Origin of the sequence: Kribbella sp. NPDC049174, from assembly GCF_043197365.1 — a bacterium.
Classification (GTDB): domain Bacteria; phylum Actinomycetota; class Actinomycetes; order Propionibacteriales; family Kribbellaceae; genus Kribbella.
This window is the reverse complement of the sequence record NZ_JBICSZ010000011.1, coordinates 225,189-241,016: the sequence shown is the minus strand read 5'-3', so window position 1 is coordinate 241,016 and position 15,828 is coordinate 225,189. Positions and strand designations below refer to the sequence as shown.

General features: G+C 69.3%; 18 protein-coding genes. 7 read left to right on the top strand and 11 right to left on the bottom strand.

Annotated elements, in window-relative coordinates:
• The first annotated feature begins 40 nt into the window (after nucleotides 1-40).
• The gene (locus ACGFIF_RS39035; protein ID WP_393161912.1) at nucleotides 41-610 is read left to right on the top strand and encodes a PadR family transcriptional regulator; all 570 of its coding nucleotides are present in this window, start codon (nucleotides 41-43) and stop codon (nucleotides 608-610) included.
• Nucleotides 607-1,239 (top strand): 4'-phosphopantetheinyl transferase family protein, encoded by a 633-nt coding sequence (locus ACGFIF_RS39030; protein ID WP_393161910.1) that lies wholly within the window; start codon nucleotides 607-609, stop codon nucleotides 1,237-1,239. Before ACGFIF_RS39035 ends, ACGFIF_RS39030 begins: the two co-directional genes overlap by 4 nt.
• Here the strand turns inward: ACGFIF_RS39030 and ACGFIF_RS39025 are convergent.
• The 5 genes from ACGFIF_RS39025 to ACGFIF_RS39005 all read right to left on the bottom strand — a co-directional run bounded on the left by ACGFIF_RS39025 (nucleotide 1,224) and on the right by ACGFIF_RS39005 (nucleotide 5,714).
• Nucleotides 1,224-2,468: a glutamate-5-semialdehyde dehydrogenase gene (locus ACGFIF_RS39025; RefSeq protein ID WP_393161908.1), complete on the bottom strand. Its 1,245-nt coding sequence runs from the start codon at nucleotides 2,466-2,468 to the stop codon at nucleotides 1,224-1,226. The genes ACGFIF_RS39030 and ACGFIF_RS39025 overlap by 16 nt on opposite strands.
• An 81-nt stretch (nucleotides 2,469-2,549) precedes the next feature.
• Nucleotides 2,550-3,926, bottom strand: a complete 1,377-nt coding sequence (locus tag ACGFIF_RS39020; protein ID WP_393161906.1) for an aldehyde dehydrogenase family protein — start codon at nucleotides 3,924-3,926, stop codon at nucleotides 2,550-2,552.
• Nucleotides 3,923-4,336, bottom strand: a complete 414-nt coding sequence (locus ACGFIF_RS39015; RefSeq protein WP_393161904.1) for a cupin domain-containing protein — start codon at nucleotides 4,334-4,336, stop codon at nucleotides 3,923-3,925. Before ACGFIF_RS39015 ends, ACGFIF_RS39020 begins: the two co-directional genes overlap by 4 nt.
• Complete coding sequence (locus ACGFIF_RS39010) at nucleotides 4,333-4,650, bottom strand: putative quinol monooxygenase (RefSeq protein ID WP_393161902.1); 318 nt, start codon at nucleotides 4,648-4,650, stop codon at nucleotides 4,333-4,335. Before ACGFIF_RS39010 ends, ACGFIF_RS39015 begins: the two co-directional genes overlap by 4 nt.
• Nucleotides 4,647-5,714 (bottom strand): Ldh family oxidoreductase, encoded by a 1,068-nt coding sequence (locus tag ACGFIF_RS39005; RefSeq protein WP_393161900.1) that lies wholly within the window; start codon nucleotides 5,712-5,714, stop codon nucleotides 4,647-4,649. The genes ACGFIF_RS39010 and ACGFIF_RS39005 overlap by 4 nt, the downstream gene beginning before the upstream one ends.
• A gap of 79 nt (nucleotides 5,715-5,793) precedes the next feature.
• Here ACGFIF_RS39005 and ACGFIF_RS39000 point away from each other — a divergent pair, with 79 nt between their 5' ends.
• Complete coding sequence (locus tag ACGFIF_RS39000; protein ID WP_393161898.1) at nucleotides 5,794-6,450, top strand: GntR family transcriptional regulator; 657 nt, start codon at nucleotides 5,794-5,796, stop codon at nucleotides 6,448-6,450.
• A gap of 8 nt (nucleotides 6,451-6,458) precedes the next feature.
• Here the strand turns inward: ACGFIF_RS39000 and ACGFIF_RS38995 are convergent, their stop codons facing one another.
• Together ACGFIF_RS38995 and ACGFIF_RS38990 are read right to left on the bottom strand one after the other, a co-directional pair.
• Nucleotides 6,459-7,142: a response regulator gene (locus ACGFIF_RS38995; RefSeq protein WP_393161896.1), complete on the bottom strand. Its 684-nt coding sequence runs from the start codon at nucleotides 7,140-7,142 to the stop codon at nucleotides 6,459-6,461.
• Nucleotides 7,139-8,755 carry an ATP-binding protein gene (locus ACGFIF_RS38990; protein WP_393161894.1) on the bottom strand — a complete coding sequence of 539 codons (1,617 nt, stop codon included), beginning with the start codon at nucleotides 8,753-8,755 and terminating at the stop codon, nucleotides 7,139-7,141. Before ACGFIF_RS38990 ends, ACGFIF_RS38995 begins: the two co-directional genes overlap by 4 nt.
• Before the next feature lie 149 nt (nucleotides 8,756-8,904).
• Between ACGFIF_RS38990 and ACGFIF_RS38985 the strand changes: the two genes are divergently transcribed.
• Genes ACGFIF_RS38985 through ACGFIF_RS38970 form a run of 4 tightly spaced genes read left to right on the top strand, consistent with a single transcriptional unit; the run spans nucleotide 8,905 to nucleotide 12,342 of the window.
• Nucleotides 8,905-9,909, top strand: a complete 1,005-nt coding sequence (locus ACGFIF_RS38985) for a Bug family tripartite tricarboxylate transporter substrate binding protein (protein ID WP_393161892.1) — start codon at nucleotides 8,905-8,907, stop codon at nucleotides 9,907-9,909.
• Nucleotides 9,909-10,415, top strand: coding sequence for a tripartite tricarboxylate transporter TctB family protein (locus ACGFIF_RS38980; protein ID WP_393161890.1), 507 nt, complete (start codon nucleotides 9,909-9,911; stop codon nucleotides 10,413-10,415). Before ACGFIF_RS38985 ends, ACGFIF_RS38980 begins: the two co-directional genes overlap by 1 nt.
• A complete protein-coding gene (locus ACGFIF_RS38975; protein WP_393161888.1) occupies nucleotides 10,415-11,950 on the top strand; it encodes a tripartite tricarboxylate transporter permease in 1,536 nt (511 codons plus the stop codon). Before ACGFIF_RS38980 ends, ACGFIF_RS38975 begins: the two co-directional genes overlap by 1 nt.
• Nucleotides 11,951-11,952: 2 nt before the next feature.
• Nucleotides 11,953-12,342, top strand: coding sequence for a universal stress protein (locus tag ACGFIF_RS38970; protein WP_132207490.1), 390 nt, complete (start codon nucleotides 11,953-11,955; stop codon nucleotides 12,340-12,342).
• Here the strand turns inward: ACGFIF_RS38970 and proB are convergent.
• From proB to rplU, 4 genes are all read right to left on the bottom strand, one after another.
• On the bottom strand, nucleotides 12,339-13,454 hold the full coding sequence (gene proB, locus ACGFIF_RS38965) for a glutamate 5-kinase (protein WP_393161885.1): 1,116 nt from the start codon (nucleotides 13,452-13,454) through the stop codon (nucleotides 12,339-12,341). The two genes, ACGFIF_RS38970 and proB, sit on opposite strands and share 4 nt — an antisense overlap.
• A gap of 6 nt (nucleotides 13,455-13,460) precedes the next feature.
• Nucleotides 13,461-15,029 carry a GTPase ObgE gene (obgE, locus tag ACGFIF_RS38960; RefSeq protein WP_393161883.1) on the bottom strand — a complete coding sequence of 523 codons (1,569 nt, stop codon included), beginning with the start codon at nucleotides 15,027-15,029 and terminating at the stop codon, nucleotides 13,461-13,463.
• A gap of 153 nt (nucleotides 15,030-15,182) precedes the next feature.
• The gene (gene rpmA / locus ACGFIF_RS38955; RefSeq protein WP_393161881.1) at nucleotides 15,183-15,443 is read right to left on the bottom strand and encodes a 50S ribosomal protein L27; all 261 of its coding nucleotides are present in this window, start codon (nucleotides 15,441-15,443) and stop codon (nucleotides 15,183-15,185) included.
• A gap of 7 nt (nucleotides 15,444-15,450) precedes the next feature.
• The gene (gene rplU / locus ACGFIF_RS38950; protein WP_393161879.1) at nucleotides 15,451-15,792 is read right to left on the bottom strand and encodes a 50S ribosomal protein L21; all 342 of its coding nucleotides are present in this window, start codon (nucleotides 15,790-15,792) and stop codon (nucleotides 15,451-15,453) included.
• Between the last annotated feature and the right edge of the window lie 36 nt (nucleotides 15,793-15,828).

Here is a 15,828-nt window from a genome sequence, read left to right as displayed (position 1 = left end):
TTTCATTGCAACTAGTTTCGCAAACACGTAAGCTGACCGCGTGACCCTTCGCCACTCCCCCTTGGCCCTCGCGATCCTCGGCCTGCTGGAGAACGGGCCGCTGCATCCGTACGGGATGCAGCGGCTGATCAAGCAGTGGGGTAAGGACCAGGTGGTCAACGTCGGGCAGCGCACCAGCCTGTACCGGATGATCGACCGGCTGGAGGACGGCGGGCTGATCGCGGTCGGGTCTACTGAGCGGGACGAGCGCTACCCCGAGCGGACGACGTACCACCTGACCGAGGAGGGGCGCACGGTCTGCCGGCAGTGGCTCAGCGAGATGCTGACCACGCCGCGCAACGAGTTCCCGGAGTTCCCGGCCGCGCTGTCGTTCGTCATGCTGCTGATGCCGGAGACCGCAGGTGAGTTGCTCGCCGAACGACGGGAACGCTTGACCCAACGGATCGCCGATTTCGACGCCGAACTGACCGGCGAGCACGAGATTCCGCGCTGGGCGTTGCTCGAGACCGAGTACCTGAAGGCGATCACCGAGGCCGAGGTCCGCTGGATCGAGACGATTGTCGACGATCTGCAGAGTGGTTCGCTGACCTGGACACCCGGACCGGTATGACCGAGGTCGAGGTGTGGTGGGGCCGGATCGAACAGGTCCGCGCGGAGTTCGCCGACGATCTGGATCCGGTGGAACAGCAGCGGCTGAAGGCCTACGTGCGCGCCGAGGACAAGGCGCGGTTCCTGCTGGGATGCACGATCGTACGGCGGTTGCTGGCGCACCGACTGTCGTTGCCTCCAGCAAAAATCAGCCTGGATCGGACCTGCCCGGAGTGCGGGAAGCCGCATGGGAAGGTGCGGGCGGAGGGCGCCGAGCTGTCGGTGACGCATTCCGGTGATCTGGTCGGCGTCGCGATCAGCGATCGCCCGGTCGGCCTCGATGTGGAGAAGGTTGATCCAGGCCTGGATGTCGCCGGCGTGGCGAGCATCAGCCTGTCAGATGCCGAGCTGGCCGCACTCCCCCGGAATGACGAGAGGGTGCACGCGTTCACGACGTACTGGACGCGCAAGGAGGCGATCGTGAAGGCGACCGGGGACGGACTGCGGACAGATCTCCGGACGATCACTGGAGCGCCCAACGGGTTCCAGGTGATCCAACTGACCGTCGACCCGGGGTACGTGGCGGCCCTGGCGGTGGTGTCCGCGGAGCCGCCCGTCGTCCGAACGTTGTCGGCTCAGGTCCTGATCTGACCCTCGCCGGTGACGACGTACTTCGTCGACGTCATCTCCGGCAGGCCCATCGGGCCGCGAGCGTGCAGCTTCTGGGTGGAGATGCCGATCTCCGCGCCGAAGCCGAACTCACCGCCGTCGGTGAACCGGGTGCTGGCGTTCACCACGACCGCCGCCGAGTCGACCGCGGCGACGAACCGGCGGGCCGCGGCCTGCGAGCGGGTGATGATCGCGTCGGTGTGACCGGAGCTGTAGCGGCGGATGTGCTGTACGGCCGCCTCCAGCGAGTCGACCACGGCCGCTGACAGGTCGAGCGAGTTGTACTCCTTCCCGAAGTCCTCCTCGGTCGCCGCGACCACGTCCTTGCCAGCGGCAACCACTGCCGCATCCCCGTGGACCGTCACACCGGCGGAGGCCAGCGCCGGCAGGGCCTTCGCCAAGAAGGACGACGCCACCGACGAGTGCACCAGCAGAGACTCGGCCGCGTTGCAGACACTGGGGCGCTGGGTCTTGGCGTTCAGCAGGATCGTCAGCGCGAGATCCAGATCCGCCTCGGAGTCCACGTACACGTGACAGTTGCCGACACCGGTCTCGATCACCGGCACGGTCGATTCGCTCACCACGGTCTGGATCAGCCCGGCGCCACCGCGCGGGATCAGTACGTCGACCAGCCCGCGCGCCTGCATGAGCTCCTTCACCGCGGCCCGGTCCGTCGGCACGCCCTGGATCACGTCAGCCGGCAGACCGGCTTCGGTGACCGCTTCCCGCAGTACGGCGACGATCGCCTCGTTGGACGAGGCAGCCGAGGACGAACCGCGCAGCAGCACCGCGTTACCGGACTTCAGGCAGATGCCGGCCGCGTCGGCGGTCACGTTCGGCCGAGCCTCGTAGATGATCCCGACCACGCCGAACGGCACCCGCACCTGACGAAGCTCCAGCCCGTTCGGCAGCGTGTAGCCGCGAACGACCTCACCGACCGGGTCGGTCAGCCCGGCGAGCTGCTCGAGACCGGCGGCCATCGCGTCCACCCGGGCCGGGTCCAGCGCCAGCCGGTCGACCGTGGACTCCGGCGTACCGGCTTCCCGCGCCGACGCCACGTCCTTGGCGTTCGCCGCGACGATCGCGTCCGTGTTCGCCCGCAACGCCGCCGCCATCGCGTGCAGCGCCGCGTCCTTGGTCGCCCGGGAGGCTTCCGCCAGCGCGTACGACGCCTCGCGCGCCCGGCGGGCCAGCTCGATGATCTCGCTCACCCTCCCATCGTAGGGTGAACCCTCGCCGGCCCGCCCAGCCGTCTCAACGACCGGGGCGGTGGGGTGGGGAAGGTATCTGGTTCAGCCGGCGACCCAGTAGGTCCGGGTGTTGGTGAACTCGCGGAGCCCCTGGGCAGCCAGCTCACGTCCGTAGCCACTCCGCTTCGTCCCACCGAAGGGAACCCGCGGGTCGGAGGCCACGACCGCGTTGACGAACGCGGCACCCGACGTGATCCGCCGCGCCACCTCGACGCCCCGAGAAGCATCCCCAGTCCAGATGCTCAGGCCCAGCCCGTACTGCGTCGCGCCGGCCAGCGACGCCGCATCCGCAGCATCGCGAGCCACAGCCACCGCCGCGACCGGGCCGAACGTCTCCTCGTCGAAGGCCGGCATCCCCGGAGCGGTCCCGGTCAGCACCGTCGGCTCGAAGAAGTACCCAGGCCCGTCGATACTTCCGCCACCCGTCGCCAGCACAGCCCCGGCAGCAACAGACTCATCCACCTGCCGCTGCAGAGCAGCCCGCAGATCGTCACGGGCCAGCGGCCCGACCGCGACCGCCCGATCGGTGGGATCTCCAACCGCCAGGCCCTTGACGCCGACGACGAACCGGTCGATGAACTCGTCGGCCACCGCCTCCTCGACGATGAACCGCTTCGCACACACGCAACTCTGCCCCGAGTTCGTGAACCTGGCCCGGACCGCCGCGGCCGCAGCCGCCTCGACATCCGCGTCGGCGAGCACCACGAACGCGTCCGAGCCACCCAACTCGAGCACGGACCGCTTCGACGCGCGCCCGGCGGCGGCACCGACCGCGGCGCCGGCCCGGTTGCTGCCGGTCAACGTGACCGCCGCGATCCGATCGTCCGCGATCAGCCCTTCGATCGTCGCCGGTACGTCGGCCTCGTCCACCACCAGCGTCCGGACCAGATGATCCGGGAACCCGGCGTCCCGGAACACCTGCTCGATCGCGAGCGCGGACCCGGTCACATTGGGCGAGTGCTTCAGCAGAACTCCGTTGCCAGCCGCAAGCGTCGGTACGGCGAACCGCAAGACCTGCCAAACCGGGAAGTTCCACGGCATCACCGCGAGCACCAGCCCGATCGGCTCGTACGAGACCCACGCCTGCACACCGTCGATCGCGACCGGCTCGTCGGCAAGAATCGCGGCGCCCTGAGCCGCGTAGTACTCGGCGGTGACGGCAGACTTCTCGACCTCACCCTCGGCCTCGCCGATCGGCTTGCCCATCTCGGCCGTCATCATCGCGGCGAGCCCGTCCTTGGCCCCCCGAAGCTCTGCAGCCAGCCGGGTCAGGGCCTCCAGCCGCGCGGAGACCGGCACCGATCCCCAGGAGGTGGCCGCCTGCGCAGCCTGTACGACGACCTGCTCGAGCTCGGCCGGAGTCATCGCGCCGTACGTCGCCAGCGTCTTCCCGTTGGCCGGATTGATCGTGGTGATCATCGGGCGCTCAACCCGCCGCGGTCGTTCTCCGACAGGTGCTCGAACGTCTCGCCGGTCGCGGTCATGGTGCGGGTGACGTCGCGGCCGCCGTACACCCAGTAGATCCGCATCGGGGTGGTGCCGCGGTTGTAGAACCGGTGCGGCACGCCGGCCGGAACCCAGGTCGCGTCGCCCGCGACCAGGTCGAACTCCTCGCCGTCGATGACCGCGACCGCGTCACCGTCGAGGATCAGCACCGACTCCTCCACGTTGTGGCTGTGCAGCGGAAGTCCGGTGCCCGGGGCGAAGACGGTCTGGCCGGTGGTGATGCGGTTGGTCTCGGAGTTCCAGCGGCCGACGTACGGCAGGGTGACGACCCCGTTGCCGCGGTCGAACGGCTCGACCTCGCCCGGACGGATCAGCAGGTTCATCGGCTTTCCTCAGCAGAGTGGTGGATGACGCGGCGGGCCAGGGTGTTGGCCTGGCTGCCCGGTACGACGTGTTCGGCGACGGCTTCCCGCCAGACCTTGAAGTGCGGGGCCGATCGATGTGCCTCGACGGCGGCGTCGTCGGCGTACAGCTCGTACAGGGTGAAGTGGTGGTCGTCGGCCGTGTCCTGGCTGACGTCGAAGTACAGGCAGCCCGGCTCGTCGGTGAACGACCGCTCGGCCTGGGTCCGGATGGCCTCGACGAACTTGTCGAGGTGTCCAGGAACCACCTGAATCGAAACGGTGAGGCTGATCATGCGGCGTGTTCCTCCGTGGGCGGCAGGTCGACCTGGGCCTCGGCGCCGAGCGTGACCAGGCTGGTCCAGGTGGTGGCGGTCAGGGTGATACCGGTGACGGTGTGCTCGGCGAGGTTCTGGTCCTCGAGCTCGCCCGGGACGAGGATCCGGTCCGCCCAGGCAGCGGTCTCGGCCGATCGGGTCGCGTCGACGAGGGCCTCGACGCGTTCGGCGTATGACGCCGGGTCGTCCATCGCGGCGATGTCGATGGTGAGCAACAGGTGTCCGACCCCGCTCGGAGCATCCGGCTGGTAGGGCCCGGCCACATCGGCGCCGAACGCACTGCCGGTCAGCACACCGGCCAGTACGTCGAACATGAACGACATCACGTAGCCCTTGGGCCCGGCCATCGGCAGGATCAGGCCCTCGATCGCGCGCCGCGGGTCGGTGGTCGGGTTGCCCTCGGCATCGGCGGCCCAGCCGGCCGGGATCTCGGTCCCGCGCTCGGCGGCGAGGTAGACCTTGCCGCGGGCAACGGCCGTGTTGGCCAGATCCATCACCACGGTCCCGTGCCGTCCGGCCGGCGCCGCGATCGACCAGGGATTGGTCCCGATGCTCTTGTGCCGGCCACCCCAGGGCGCCATCGCCGGGCTCGCGTTCGTGCAGAGCAGCGCCACGCAGCCCTGGCCGGCGGCCTTGCGAGTGAAGTACGCCGCGGTGCCGAAGTGACCCGAATTCCGGACGCCGATCGCGCTCACGCCGTACTCGCGGGCCCGCTCGACGCCCAGTGAGATCGCGTGGTCGGTGATCACCTGGCCGATGCCGTTGCCGCCGTCGAGCACCACCAGCGCACCGGTGTCGCGGACGCGCTCGATCCGGGTGACACGCTCCATCGCGCTGCTGCGGAGGCGGGCGACGTACCAGGGCAGCCGGAGCATGCCGTGGGACGCGTGCCCCCAGAGCTCGGCGGTCACCAGGGTGTCGGCGAGCAGGTGCGCGTCCGACTGGGGCACACCCTCCGCGCGCAGCACGGCCTCGGTGAACGACAGCAGCGCCTCCGGGCGGGTCCGCTGGGCTGATGCCATCCGCTGCTCCGATCTGGCGGTTACGATGACTCCACTAAAGAAGCATACTTGTATACAAGTATGCAAAGGGAGAGACCAGATGACGGACAAACTGCGGCGCGCCTCCGGCGGCCAGGTCGTGTACGCCGAGCTGAAGCGGCAGATCCTGTCGCTCGAGCTGCCACCGGGCCGGCGGCTGTTCGAGCCGGAGCTCTCCCAGCAGCTCCAGGTGAGCCGGACACCGCTACGTGAGGCCCTCCGCCTGCTGCTGGCCGAGGATCTGGTGGACCAGCTGCCCACCGGCGGGATGGTGGTGCGCACGCTGTCGGCCCAGGAGATCGACGAGCTCTACACCGTCCGGGCGGCGCTGGAGGGGCTGATGGCCGCCGAGGCAGCCGAGCGGATGACCGATGCGGCGGCCGAGACGCTGACGCGGCTGGTGGCGCGGAACGAGCGGCTGGTGGAGTTCGCCGAGGACGCGATGAACGCCGGTCACGACTTCCACCTCGAGATCGCCGAGATCGCGGCGCACGGGTGGGCGGCCCGGCTGCACGAGCAGGTCGACGGGCAGATGGCGCGGTATCGAGCCTTCACGAACCAGTCGCAGTTGCGCCGGACCGCGGCGCTGGATGAACACCGCGGCATCCTCGACGCGTTGATCACCCGAGACGCGGCCCGGGCCCGCGAGCTCGCCGAGGCCCACGTCCTGACCGCCCGCGACACAGCCCTCGCAGCGATCGGCGAGCGACTCCCGTAGCGCCGCATCTAGCGCCGGAGCAGTCGGTATCGACGCTCGGGCCGGCCGGCCACGCCGTACCGCGGCCGCATCTCCGCCTTGCCGATCGTCACCAGGTGTTCGAGATACCGGCGCGTGCTGCTCCGGGACAGGCCGGTCACCGCCGCGCAGTCGCTCGCGGACATCCCGTCGTCCGGCGCATCTCCCAGCGCCTGGACCACGAGGTCGGTCGTCTCCGGGCTGATCCCCTTGGGCAAGGTCGAGGGTCCCCGGCTCCCCTGCGCGCGGAACACCCGATCCACCTCCGCCTGGTCGACGTCCGTCAGGCGCTGCAGCTCGGCCCGATGCTCGGCGTACTCCACCAGCTTGCTCCGCAGCGACTCGATCTCGAACGGCTTCACCAGGTACTGGAACACTCCGCCGCGCAACGCCGTCCGCAGGCTGTCGAGATCACGTGCCGCGCTGATCACGATCACATCGACCGGGTAGTCGGCCGAGGACTCACGGAACCGCCGCAGGACCTCCAGACCGCTCATGTCCGGCAGATGGATGTCGAGCAGGACCAGGTCCGGCCGCAACGCGCGGACGGCGGCGAGCGCCTCGGTACCGTTGCGGGCGGCACCGACCACCTCGAATCCGGGTTGCCGGGACACCACACTCGAGTGCAGCCGCGCCACCATGAAGTCGTCGTCGACGACCAGCACCTGGATCATGTCCGCACCACCGGAGCCAGCATCGGCAGGGTCGCGACGAACACGGCCCCCGCGTCGTTGTGCACGGTCACGTCGCCACCGCGCTTGCGGCAGATCACCCGCACCAGCGCCAGCCCGATCCCGTGTTCGCCGGACTCACTGGTCTTCGTGCTGAACCCGTGCGCGAAGACCCGATGCTGCATCGCGCTGTCGACGCCGGGCCCGGAGTCGCGGACCTGAATCCGTACGGCGCCTTCCTGTTCGATCACTTCGACAGCGACGTACGGATCGGGAGCTCCCGCGGCGGCGTCGAGCGCGTTGTCGACCAGGTTGCCGAGCACGGTCGAGACGTCGGTCGCGAGCCGCTCGTCCAGCCGCGACAGCAGGCTGGCGGGCGCGATCTCGAAGATCACCCCGCGCTCGGCGGCTTGCGAGGACTTCGCGATCAGCAGTGCGGCGACGGCCGGATCAGCCACCCGAGCGGTGATGCTCGCGGTCAGCTCGGTCTGGTCGGCGGCCACTTGCTGGATGTAGCGCAGTACCTCGTCGTACTCGCCCAGCTCGACGAGCCCGCTGACGATGTGCATCCGGTTGCTGAACTCGTGCGCCTGCGCGCGCAACGTGTCGGTGGTGTTCCGGGTCAGGTCGAGCTCACGCTGCAGCTCCAGCAGCTCGGTCCGGTCGCGGAAGGTCGCGACCCAGCCGATCTGCCGGCCGTGACTGCGGACTGGCATCCGGCTCAGGGTGAGGACGCGGCCGTGTAGCGGCAGGATCTGGTCGGTGGTCGGCTCGGGCCCGTCGAAGATCTCCAGCAGTCGGCCGGTCTCATCCACTTCTGTCAGCACCTGGCCGGCCGAGGCCAGCGGAATGCCGAGCAGGTGGGCGGCCTGATCGTTCACCATCGTGATCCGGCGTTGCAGGTCGACCGCCAGCACGCCTTCCTTGATGCCGTGCAGCAGCGCCTCCCGCTGCTCGACCAGACCGGTGATCTCGCGCGGTTCCAGGCCGAGGGTCTGGCGCTTCACGGTTCTTGCCAACAGCAATGACCCGAGGATGCCGAGCAGGCTGGCGATGCCGAGATAGGTGAGCAGGTTGGGCAACGCCTCCCGCAGGTTGTCCAGCACCGAGGGGTACTGCCGGCCGACCGCCACCACGCCGTCAGTCGCTCCGGAGCCCTCGTTGAGGATCGGCGCCATCGCGAGTGCCGCGCCGGTCTCGTCGTCATGCCCCACCCAGGACCGGCCCTGGAACGCGTCCGTCGCCTGCAACCATCGGACGGAGTTCTTCGGCAACGGATCGGTGGAGACGATGATGCGCCGGTCCCGCAAGGCGACCACGACGTACGTCGAACCGGACAAGGTGCGGCCGGACTCCGCCTGGGACTGCGCCTGGCTGAGCAGGGAATTGCCGTTCGCGGCGGCCGCGCCCCGGATGCCGGACATGACGGCCAGCCCCTCGGCGATGTCGCCGGCCCGCTTGCCCTCGGTCTCGTGGAAGCGGGCATTGGACTGGGCCAGTGAGACCGCGGCGACGCCGACCAGGACGACGAGCACAATCAGCACCTGCATGGCCAGCATCCGTCCGGCCAGCGTCCATCGACGCCGGCCCAGGCGCGCTCGCCACCTCGCAGTCACGGCTTGATTGTGCTGCCGACGGCCGGATCGCGCCATCTTTGGCGTGAGCACAATGAGCACAACGGAGTTTGCGTTCGTAACGGTGACACCTCCACCCGGCGCCCGGCACGCTGACGACGACCGGACCCCTGCAGACCAAGGAGACCGCCGTGAAAGCACGGACCTGGTTCACCAGCATCACCGCCGTCCTGGCGCTCACCGCCGCGGCCACCGGCTGTGGTGTCAGCGCCGACGACAACGCCTCCGGCGGAGCTGACAGCGGGCCCGTGAAGGGCCTGCGCATCCTCGTGCCCAACTCCCCCGGCAGTGGCTACGACACCACCGCTCGCGCCGCCGCGAAGGCGATGCAGGACGCCAAGCTGACCGACACCGTCGAGGTGTTCAACACCGCCGGTGCCGGCGGCACCGTCGGCCTGCAGCGGCTGGTGAACGAGAAGGGCAAGGAAGACATCATGATGCAGATGGGGCTCGGCGTCGTCGGGGCCGTCTACACCAACAAGTCGAAGGCCACCCTGCAGGACACCGTCCCGATCGCCAAGCTGATCGAGGAGGCCGAGGCGATCGTCGTGCCGAAGGGCTCGCCGTACACCAGCCTGGACCAGTTGATCACGGCCTGGAAGGCCGACCCGGGCAAGGTTCCGGTCGGCGGTGCGTCGAACGCGGGCGGCCCGGACCACCTGACCCCGATGCTGCTGGCGAAGGCGGTCGGCGTCCAGCCGAAGGAAGTCAACTACGTGCCGTACGACGGCGGCGGCGAGCTGCTCACCGCGGTGCTGGGCAAGAAGGTCGCGTTCGCGGCGACCGGGATCGGCGAGGTCGCCGAGCAGGCCAAGTCCGGTGACGTGAAGATCCTCGCGGTGACGACGGAGAACCCGGTCGAGGGTATCGACGCACCGACGCTGAAGAGCCTCGGCATCGACCTGGTCTTCACCAACTGGCGTGGCATCGTCGCGCCGCCGGAGCTGTCCGACGCGAAGAAGCAGGAGTTCATCGCCCTGCTCACGAAGATGCACGACTCGCCGCAGTGGAAGCAGACGCTGGCCGACCAGGGCTGGGCCGACGCCTTCCAGACCGGTGACGAGTTCAAGTCGTTCCTCGACAGCGAGAACGACCGGGTCGCAGGCGTACTGCGGGAACTGGGTCTCGTGGCCTGATGAGCACCCCGTCCACCAGTACGACGACGCAGGGCCGCTCCGAGCTCGGAGTGGCCCTCCTGCTCCTGGTCCTCGGCGGCTGGGCCGTGGTCGACGCGCTGCGGCTCCCCGACCTCCAGGCGCGGGGGCCGATCGACGCGAAGACGATCCCACTGCTCGTCGGCGGACTGCTGATCCTGTCCGCCGTACTGCTGGCGATCGACGTCCTACGGGGCGGCCGGGGTGAGCAGGAAGCCGGTGAGGACGTGGATCTCGGTCACGGCAGTGACTGGAAGACCCTCGGCCTGCTGACCGCATCGTTCGTGGCCAACATTCTGCTGATCGAGCGGCTCGGCTGGCCGGTGTCGGGGGCGGTGCTGTTCTTCGGCACCGCCTACGCCCTCGGCAGCCGGCACCTGATCCGCAACGCGATCATCGCGATCGCCCTGTCGGTCGGCACCTGGTACCTGTTCAACCTCGCGCTGGGCATCGCCCTGCCGGTCGGCATCCTCAAGGGAATCCTCTGATGGACGCGTTCTCCGAACTGATGAACGGATTCGCCACCGCGGCGCATCCGACCAACCTGCTGTACGCCTTCGTCGGCGTCCTGCTCGGTACGGCGATCGGCGTCCTGCCCGGGATCGGCCCGGCGATGACGATCGCGCTGCTGCTGCCGCTGACGTACTCGCTGGAACCGACCCAAGCCTTCATCATGTTCGCCGGGATCTACTACGGCGGCATGTACGGCGGCTCCACCACCTCGATCCTGCTGAACACACCAGGTGAGAGCGCGTCGGTGGTCACCGCGATCGAAGGCAACAAGATGGCCCGAAGAGGCCGGGCCGCTGCCGCGCTGGCGACAGCGGCGATCGGATCGTTCGTGGCCGGCACGATCGGCACGCTCTGCCTGGCCCTGCTGGCGCCGGTGGTCGTCAACCTGGCGATCAAGATGGGCGCGCCGGACTACTTCGCGGTGATGGTACTGGCGTTCGTCGCGGTCACCACCGTGCTCGGCTCGTCGAAGATCCGCGGCCTGGCCTCCCTCGCGATCGGGTTGCTGATCGGCCTGATCGGGATCGACCCGACCTCGGGTCAGCAGCGGCTCACGCTGGGCCTGCCGGAACTTGCCGACGGCATCGATGTGGTCGTGGTCGCGGTCGGCCTGTTCGCGGTCGGCGAGGCGTTGTGGATCGCCGCCCACCTGCGCCGTACCCCGGCCGAGATCATCCCGGTCGGTGCGGCCCGGATGAGCCGCGACGACTGGCGGCGGTCGTGGAAGCCGTGGCTGCGCGGGACCGCGATCGGCTTCCCGTTCGGCGCGGTCCCGGCCGGCGGTGCCGAGATCCCGACGTTCCTGTCGTACGTCACCGAGAAGAAGCTGAGCAAGCACCCCGAGGAGTTCGGCAAGGGTGCGATCGAGGGCGTCGCCGGTCCCGAGGCGACGAACAACGCGTCGGCCGCGGGCGGTCTGGTTCCCCTGCTCACGTTGGGGATCCCGACCACCGCGACCGCCGCGGTGATGCTCGGCGCCTTCCAGGGCTACGGCATCCAGCCCGGTCCCCGGTTGCTGGACACGCAACCCGAACTGGTCTGGGGACTCGTCGCCAGCCTGTTCATCGGCAACGCCATCCTGCTCGCGCTGAACCTGCCGCTCGCCCCGATGTGGGCCAAGCTGCTGCGGATCCCCCGGCCGTACCTGTACGCCGGCATCCTGTTCTTCGCCAGCATCGGTGCCTACGCCACGAACCTGTCCACCTTCGACCTCTGGCTGTTGCTCGTCCTGGGTGCCCTCGGCTTCCTGATGCGCCGCTACGGTCTGCCCGTGGTGCCGGCGATCATCGGCATCATCCTCGGCCCGACCGCCGAGGAGCAGATGCGGCGCGCCCTGCAGATCAGCGACGGCGCGATCAGCGGCCTCTACAACACCTGGTTCTCCAAGACGGTGTACTTCGTGATCCTGCTGGTGCTGCTGGTTCCGCCGGTGGTCGGCCGGATCCGCAAGCGCCGTACCCCACCCCCGCAGGACGTCGTACCCCAGCACTCCGACTGGACAGGAGACTGATCGTGGCGATCATCGTCGGCTATGTACCGACCCCCGAGGGTTTCGCGGCGCTGGAGGGCGCGATCGAGGAGGCCAAGCTGCGCAAGCAACGGCTCGTGGTGGTGAACTCCAGCCGCGGCGAATCGCTGGTGGACAAGCGGTTCGCGTCCGGCGCCGAGTGGGAGTCGGTCGAGCACCGGCTGGCCGACTCCGGCGTCGAGCACGAGCTGACCCAGCTCGTCGAGAGCAAGGACGCGGGCGACCAGATCCTCAAACTGGCCCACGAGCTCAACGCGGAGCTGATCGTGATCGGCCTCCGCCGCCGGACCCCGGTCGGCAAGCTCCTCCTCGGCAGCCAGGCCCAGACCATCCTGCTCCAGGCCGACTGCCCGGTCCTCGCGGTGAAGCCTTAGGTCAGCACGACCAGATCGTCGCGGTGGACGACTTCACGCTCGTACGCCGCGCCGAGCTCCCTGGCCAGGTCGCGGGTCGATCGGCCCAGCAGGTCAGGGAGTTCGGTGGCGTCGTAGTTGACCAGGCCGCGGGCGACGACGACGCCCTCGGGTGACACGAGGTCGACGGGATCCCCGGCCGAGAACGTTCCCTCGACCTTCGAGATACCGGCGGGAAGAAGCGACGCACGGCGCTCCGTCACAGCCCGTACGGCCCCGGCATCGAGCCACAGCCTGCCCTGGCCCGAGGTGGCGTGGGCCAGCCAGAGCAACCTGGTCTTGCGGCGACGGCCGGTGGGGTGGAAGAGAGTGCCGGCCGGCAAGCCCTTCAGCGCCTCGCCGACGCGGGCGGCCGACGTCAGCACGACCGGAATCCCTGCCTCGGTAGCGATTGCGGCCGCTTCGACCTTCGTCTGCATACCACCCGTTCCGACACCCGACGAGCCGGTCCGGCCGATCCTGAGCCTCTCCAGATCGGCGGGTCCACGGACGTCCGCGACCATCGACGTACCCGGCTTGCGCGGATCCCCGTCGTACAGACCGTCGACATCCGACAGCAGCAACAACAGGTCGGCGTGCACCAGGTGACTGGTCAGCGCAGCCAGCCGGTCGTTGTCACCAAAGCGAATCTCGGTCGTGGCCACCGTGTCGTTCTCGTTCACGATCGGTACGACGCCCAACTCGAGCAACCGTGCGAACGTCCGGTACGCGTTGCGGTAGTGGCTCCGCCGGGTCACGTCGTCGACCGTCAGCAACACCTGGCCGACGCGCAGACCGTGGGCCGCGAACGCGTCGCTGTAGCGAGCCATCAGCAGGCCCTGCCCGACCGACGCGGCCGCCTGCTGCGTGGCCAGGTCACGTGGTCGCGAGCGCAGCCCCATCGGAGCAAGGCCGGCCGCGATCGCGCCCGAAGAGACGAGCACGACCTCGGTCCCCTCCACCCGTCGCGCCGCGATGGCGTCGACGAGCAGCCGGAGCCGTTCCAGGTCGATCTTGCCGCGCTGGGTCAGCGATGACGAGCCGACCTTCACGACGATCCGCGTGGCCTTGACGACCTCCGCGCGCTGTTTCATCAAGGATCAACCGTTATCTGTGCTATTGGCGTCGAGCTCCCGCGCCTCCTTGCGCGCCAGCTTCTCCGCCTTCTCTGCAGCTCGCTTCGCCTCGGCCGGGGACATGTCCACCTCGTCCTCGACCCAGCCCTGCTTGTACTCGGAACGATCCGTCGACGCCCGCTGGATGTGGTACTCGGTGTCCTTCTCCCGGCGCCGCTGCACCGCCGGGCGCGGCTCCTCCAGTCGGTGGTCCTCGCCCCGCCGGGCCAGGATCTCCGCCCCGGCCTGGACCTCGGGTGCGAAGTCGAACACGATCGCGTTCGGACCGTCGCCGATGACGACCGCGTCGCCCTCGACCGCCCCCCGCTCCAGCAGTTCCTTCTCCACCCCGAGCCGGTTCAGCCGGTCGGCCAGGTAGCCGGTCGCCTCCGCGTTCGCGAAGTCGGTCTGCTTGACCCAGCGCTCGGGCTTCTCGCCCTGCACCAACCAGCCGCCGTCGTCCGGCAGCTTCTTCACCTTGAACTCGGGCCCGCCCTGCACCTGCGGCCGGATCACGATCCGCGTGGTGTCGGGCTTCTCCGCCTCGGCCCGCTGCCGCCCGACGATCTCGGCCATCGCGAACTTGAGCGCCTCCAGGCCCTCGTGGCTCGCGGTCGAGATCGGGAACACCCGCAGCCCGCGCTGCTCCAGCTCGGCCTGCACCATCCCGGCGATCTCCCGGGCGTCCGGTACGTCGATCTTGTTCAGGGCAACGAGTCGTGGCCGGTCCTCGAGCCCACCGTGTGCCTGCAGCTCGGCCTCGATCGTGTCGAGGTCGCTGAGCGGATCACGGCCCGGCTCGTACGTCGCGCAGTCGATCACGTGCACCAGCGCCGCGCACCGCTCGACGTGCCGCAGGAAGTCGTGCCCGAGCCCGCGCCCTTCGCTGGCTCCCTCGATCAGCCCGGGTACGTCGGCCACGGTGAACGTGGTGTCACCGGCGACGACGACGCCGAGGTTCGGGATCAGGGTGGTGAACGGGTAGTCGGCGATCTTCGGCCGGGCCCGGCTGATCGACGCGACCAGCGAGGACTTGCCGGCACTCGGGAAGCCGACCAGGCCGATGTCGGCGACCACCTTGAGCTCGAGGACGAGCGTGCGCTCCTCGCCTTCCTCACCGAGCAGCGCGAACCCGGGCGCCTTCCGCGCCGAGCTGGCCAGCGCGGCGTTGCCGAGCCCGCCCTTGCCGCCCTGGGCCGCGACGAACTCCGCGCCCGGTCCGACCAGGTCCGCGAGCACCTCGCCGTCCGCCGTACTGATGACCGTGCCGTCGGGGACGGGCAGGACGACATGCGCGCCGTTGCTGCCGGCCTGGTGGTCACCCTTGCCCTGGGCACCGTTCGTGGCGGCGCGGTGACTGGACCGGTGGTAGTCGACCAGGGTGGTCACATCGGGGTCGACGCGGAGGATGACGCTGCCGCCGTCACCGCCGTTGCCGCCGTCCGGGCCGCCGAGCGGCTTGAACTTCTCCCGGTGCACCGAGGCGCAGCCGTTTCCGCCGCGGCCAGCGGTGACGTGCACCGTGACCCGGTCGACAAAGCTGGGGATCGCCATCGGTGTTCTCGACTTCCTGTTGGTGTTCGTCGCCCCGCCCCGAGCGGAGCGAGCGGCGGGGGTTCCTGGTTTCTCCGACATAGCCGAAGGGCGGGTCGCGGTATTCCGCAACCCGCCCTTCGTAAAGGCTTGTGACTCGTCCGGGTGGCGGTGTTACTCCGCCGGGACCGGGACGATGTTGACGACGCGGCGACCGCGCCGGGTGCCGAACTCCACGTGGCCCTCGGCCAGCGCGAACAGGGTGTCGTCGCCGCCACGGCCGACCAGGTTGCCCGGGTGGAAGTGGGTGCCACGCTGCCGGACGATGATCTCGCCGGCGTTCACCAGCTGGCCGCCGAAGCGCTTCACGCCGAGCCGCTGCGCGTTGGAGTCGCGACCGTTACGGGTCGACGCCGCTCCCTTTTTGTGTGCCATGTCTAGATCAGCTCCCCTTCTTCTCAGAGGAAGACAGTTTCTTAGCGTCGATCGCGGTGACCTTGACCTGGGTGTAGTGCTGACGGTGCCCCTGGCGCTTGCGGTAACCGGTCTTGTTCTTGTACTTGAGGATGTTGATCTTGGGGCCCTTGGTGCGGCCCAGGACCTCGGCCGACACAGCCACCTTGGCCAGCGCGGCGGCGTCGGTCGTCACGGTGTCGCCATCGACGACGAGGACTGCGGGCAGCGAAACCGTGTCGCCGACCTGGTCCGTCAGGCTGTCGATCTCGATGACATCGCCGACGGCGACCTTCTGCTGGGTGCCGCCACTGCGCACGATCGCGTACACCGTGGATCTCACTCTCTGCTGGTTCGGAAGTTCTTA

Bases quoted from the DNA above. Each gene is read 5' to 3' on its own strand.
- ACGFIF_RS39030 (WP_393161910.1), top strand. From the start codon at position 607: ATGACCGAGGTCGAGGTGTGGTGGGGCCGGATCGAACAGGTCCGCGCG.
- ACGFIF_RS39020 (WP_393161906.1), bottom strand. From the start codon at position 3,926: ATGATCACCACGATCAATCCGGCCAACGGGAAGACGCTGGCGACGTAC.
- ACGFIF_RS39015 (WP_393161904.1), bottom strand. From the start codon at position 4,336: ATGAACCTGCTGATCCGTCCGGGCGAGGTCGAGCCGTTCGACCGCGGC.
- ACGFIF_RS39010 (WP_393161902.1), bottom strand. From the start codon at position 4,650: ATGATCAGCCTCACCGTTTCGATTCAGGTGGTTCCTGGACACCTCGAC.
- ACGFIF_RS39005 (WP_393161900.1), bottom strand. From the start codon at position 5,714: ATGGCATCAGCCCAGCGGACCCGCCCGGAGGCGCTGCTGTCGTTCACC.
- ACGFIF_RS39000 (WP_393161898.1), top strand. From the start codon at position 5,794: ATGACGGACAAACTGCGGCGCGCCTCCGGCGGCCAGGTCGTGTACGCC.
- ACGFIF_RS38995 (WP_393161896.1), bottom strand. From the start codon at position 7,142: ATGATCCAGGTGCTGGTCGTCGACGACGACTTCATGGTGGCGCGGCTG.
- ACGFIF_RS38980 (WP_393161890.1), top strand. From the start codon at position 9,909: ATGAGCACCCCGTCCACCAGTACGACGACGCAGGGCCGCTCCGAGCTC.
- ACGFIF_RS38975 (WP_393161888.1), top strand. From the start codon at position 10,415: ATGGACGCGTTCTCCGAACTGATGAACGGATTCGCCACCGCGGCGCAT.
- proB (WP_393161885.1), bottom strand. From the start codon at position 13,454: ATGAAACAGCGCGCGGAGGTCGTCAAGGCCACGCGGATCGTCGTGAAG.
- obgE (WP_393161883.1), bottom strand. From the start codon at position 15,029: ATGGCGATCCCCAGCTTTGTCGACCGGGTCACGGTGCACGTCACCGCT.
- rpmA (WP_393161881.1), bottom strand. From the start codon at position 15,443: ATGGCACACAAAAAGGGAGCGGCGTCGACCCGTAACGGTCGCGACTCC.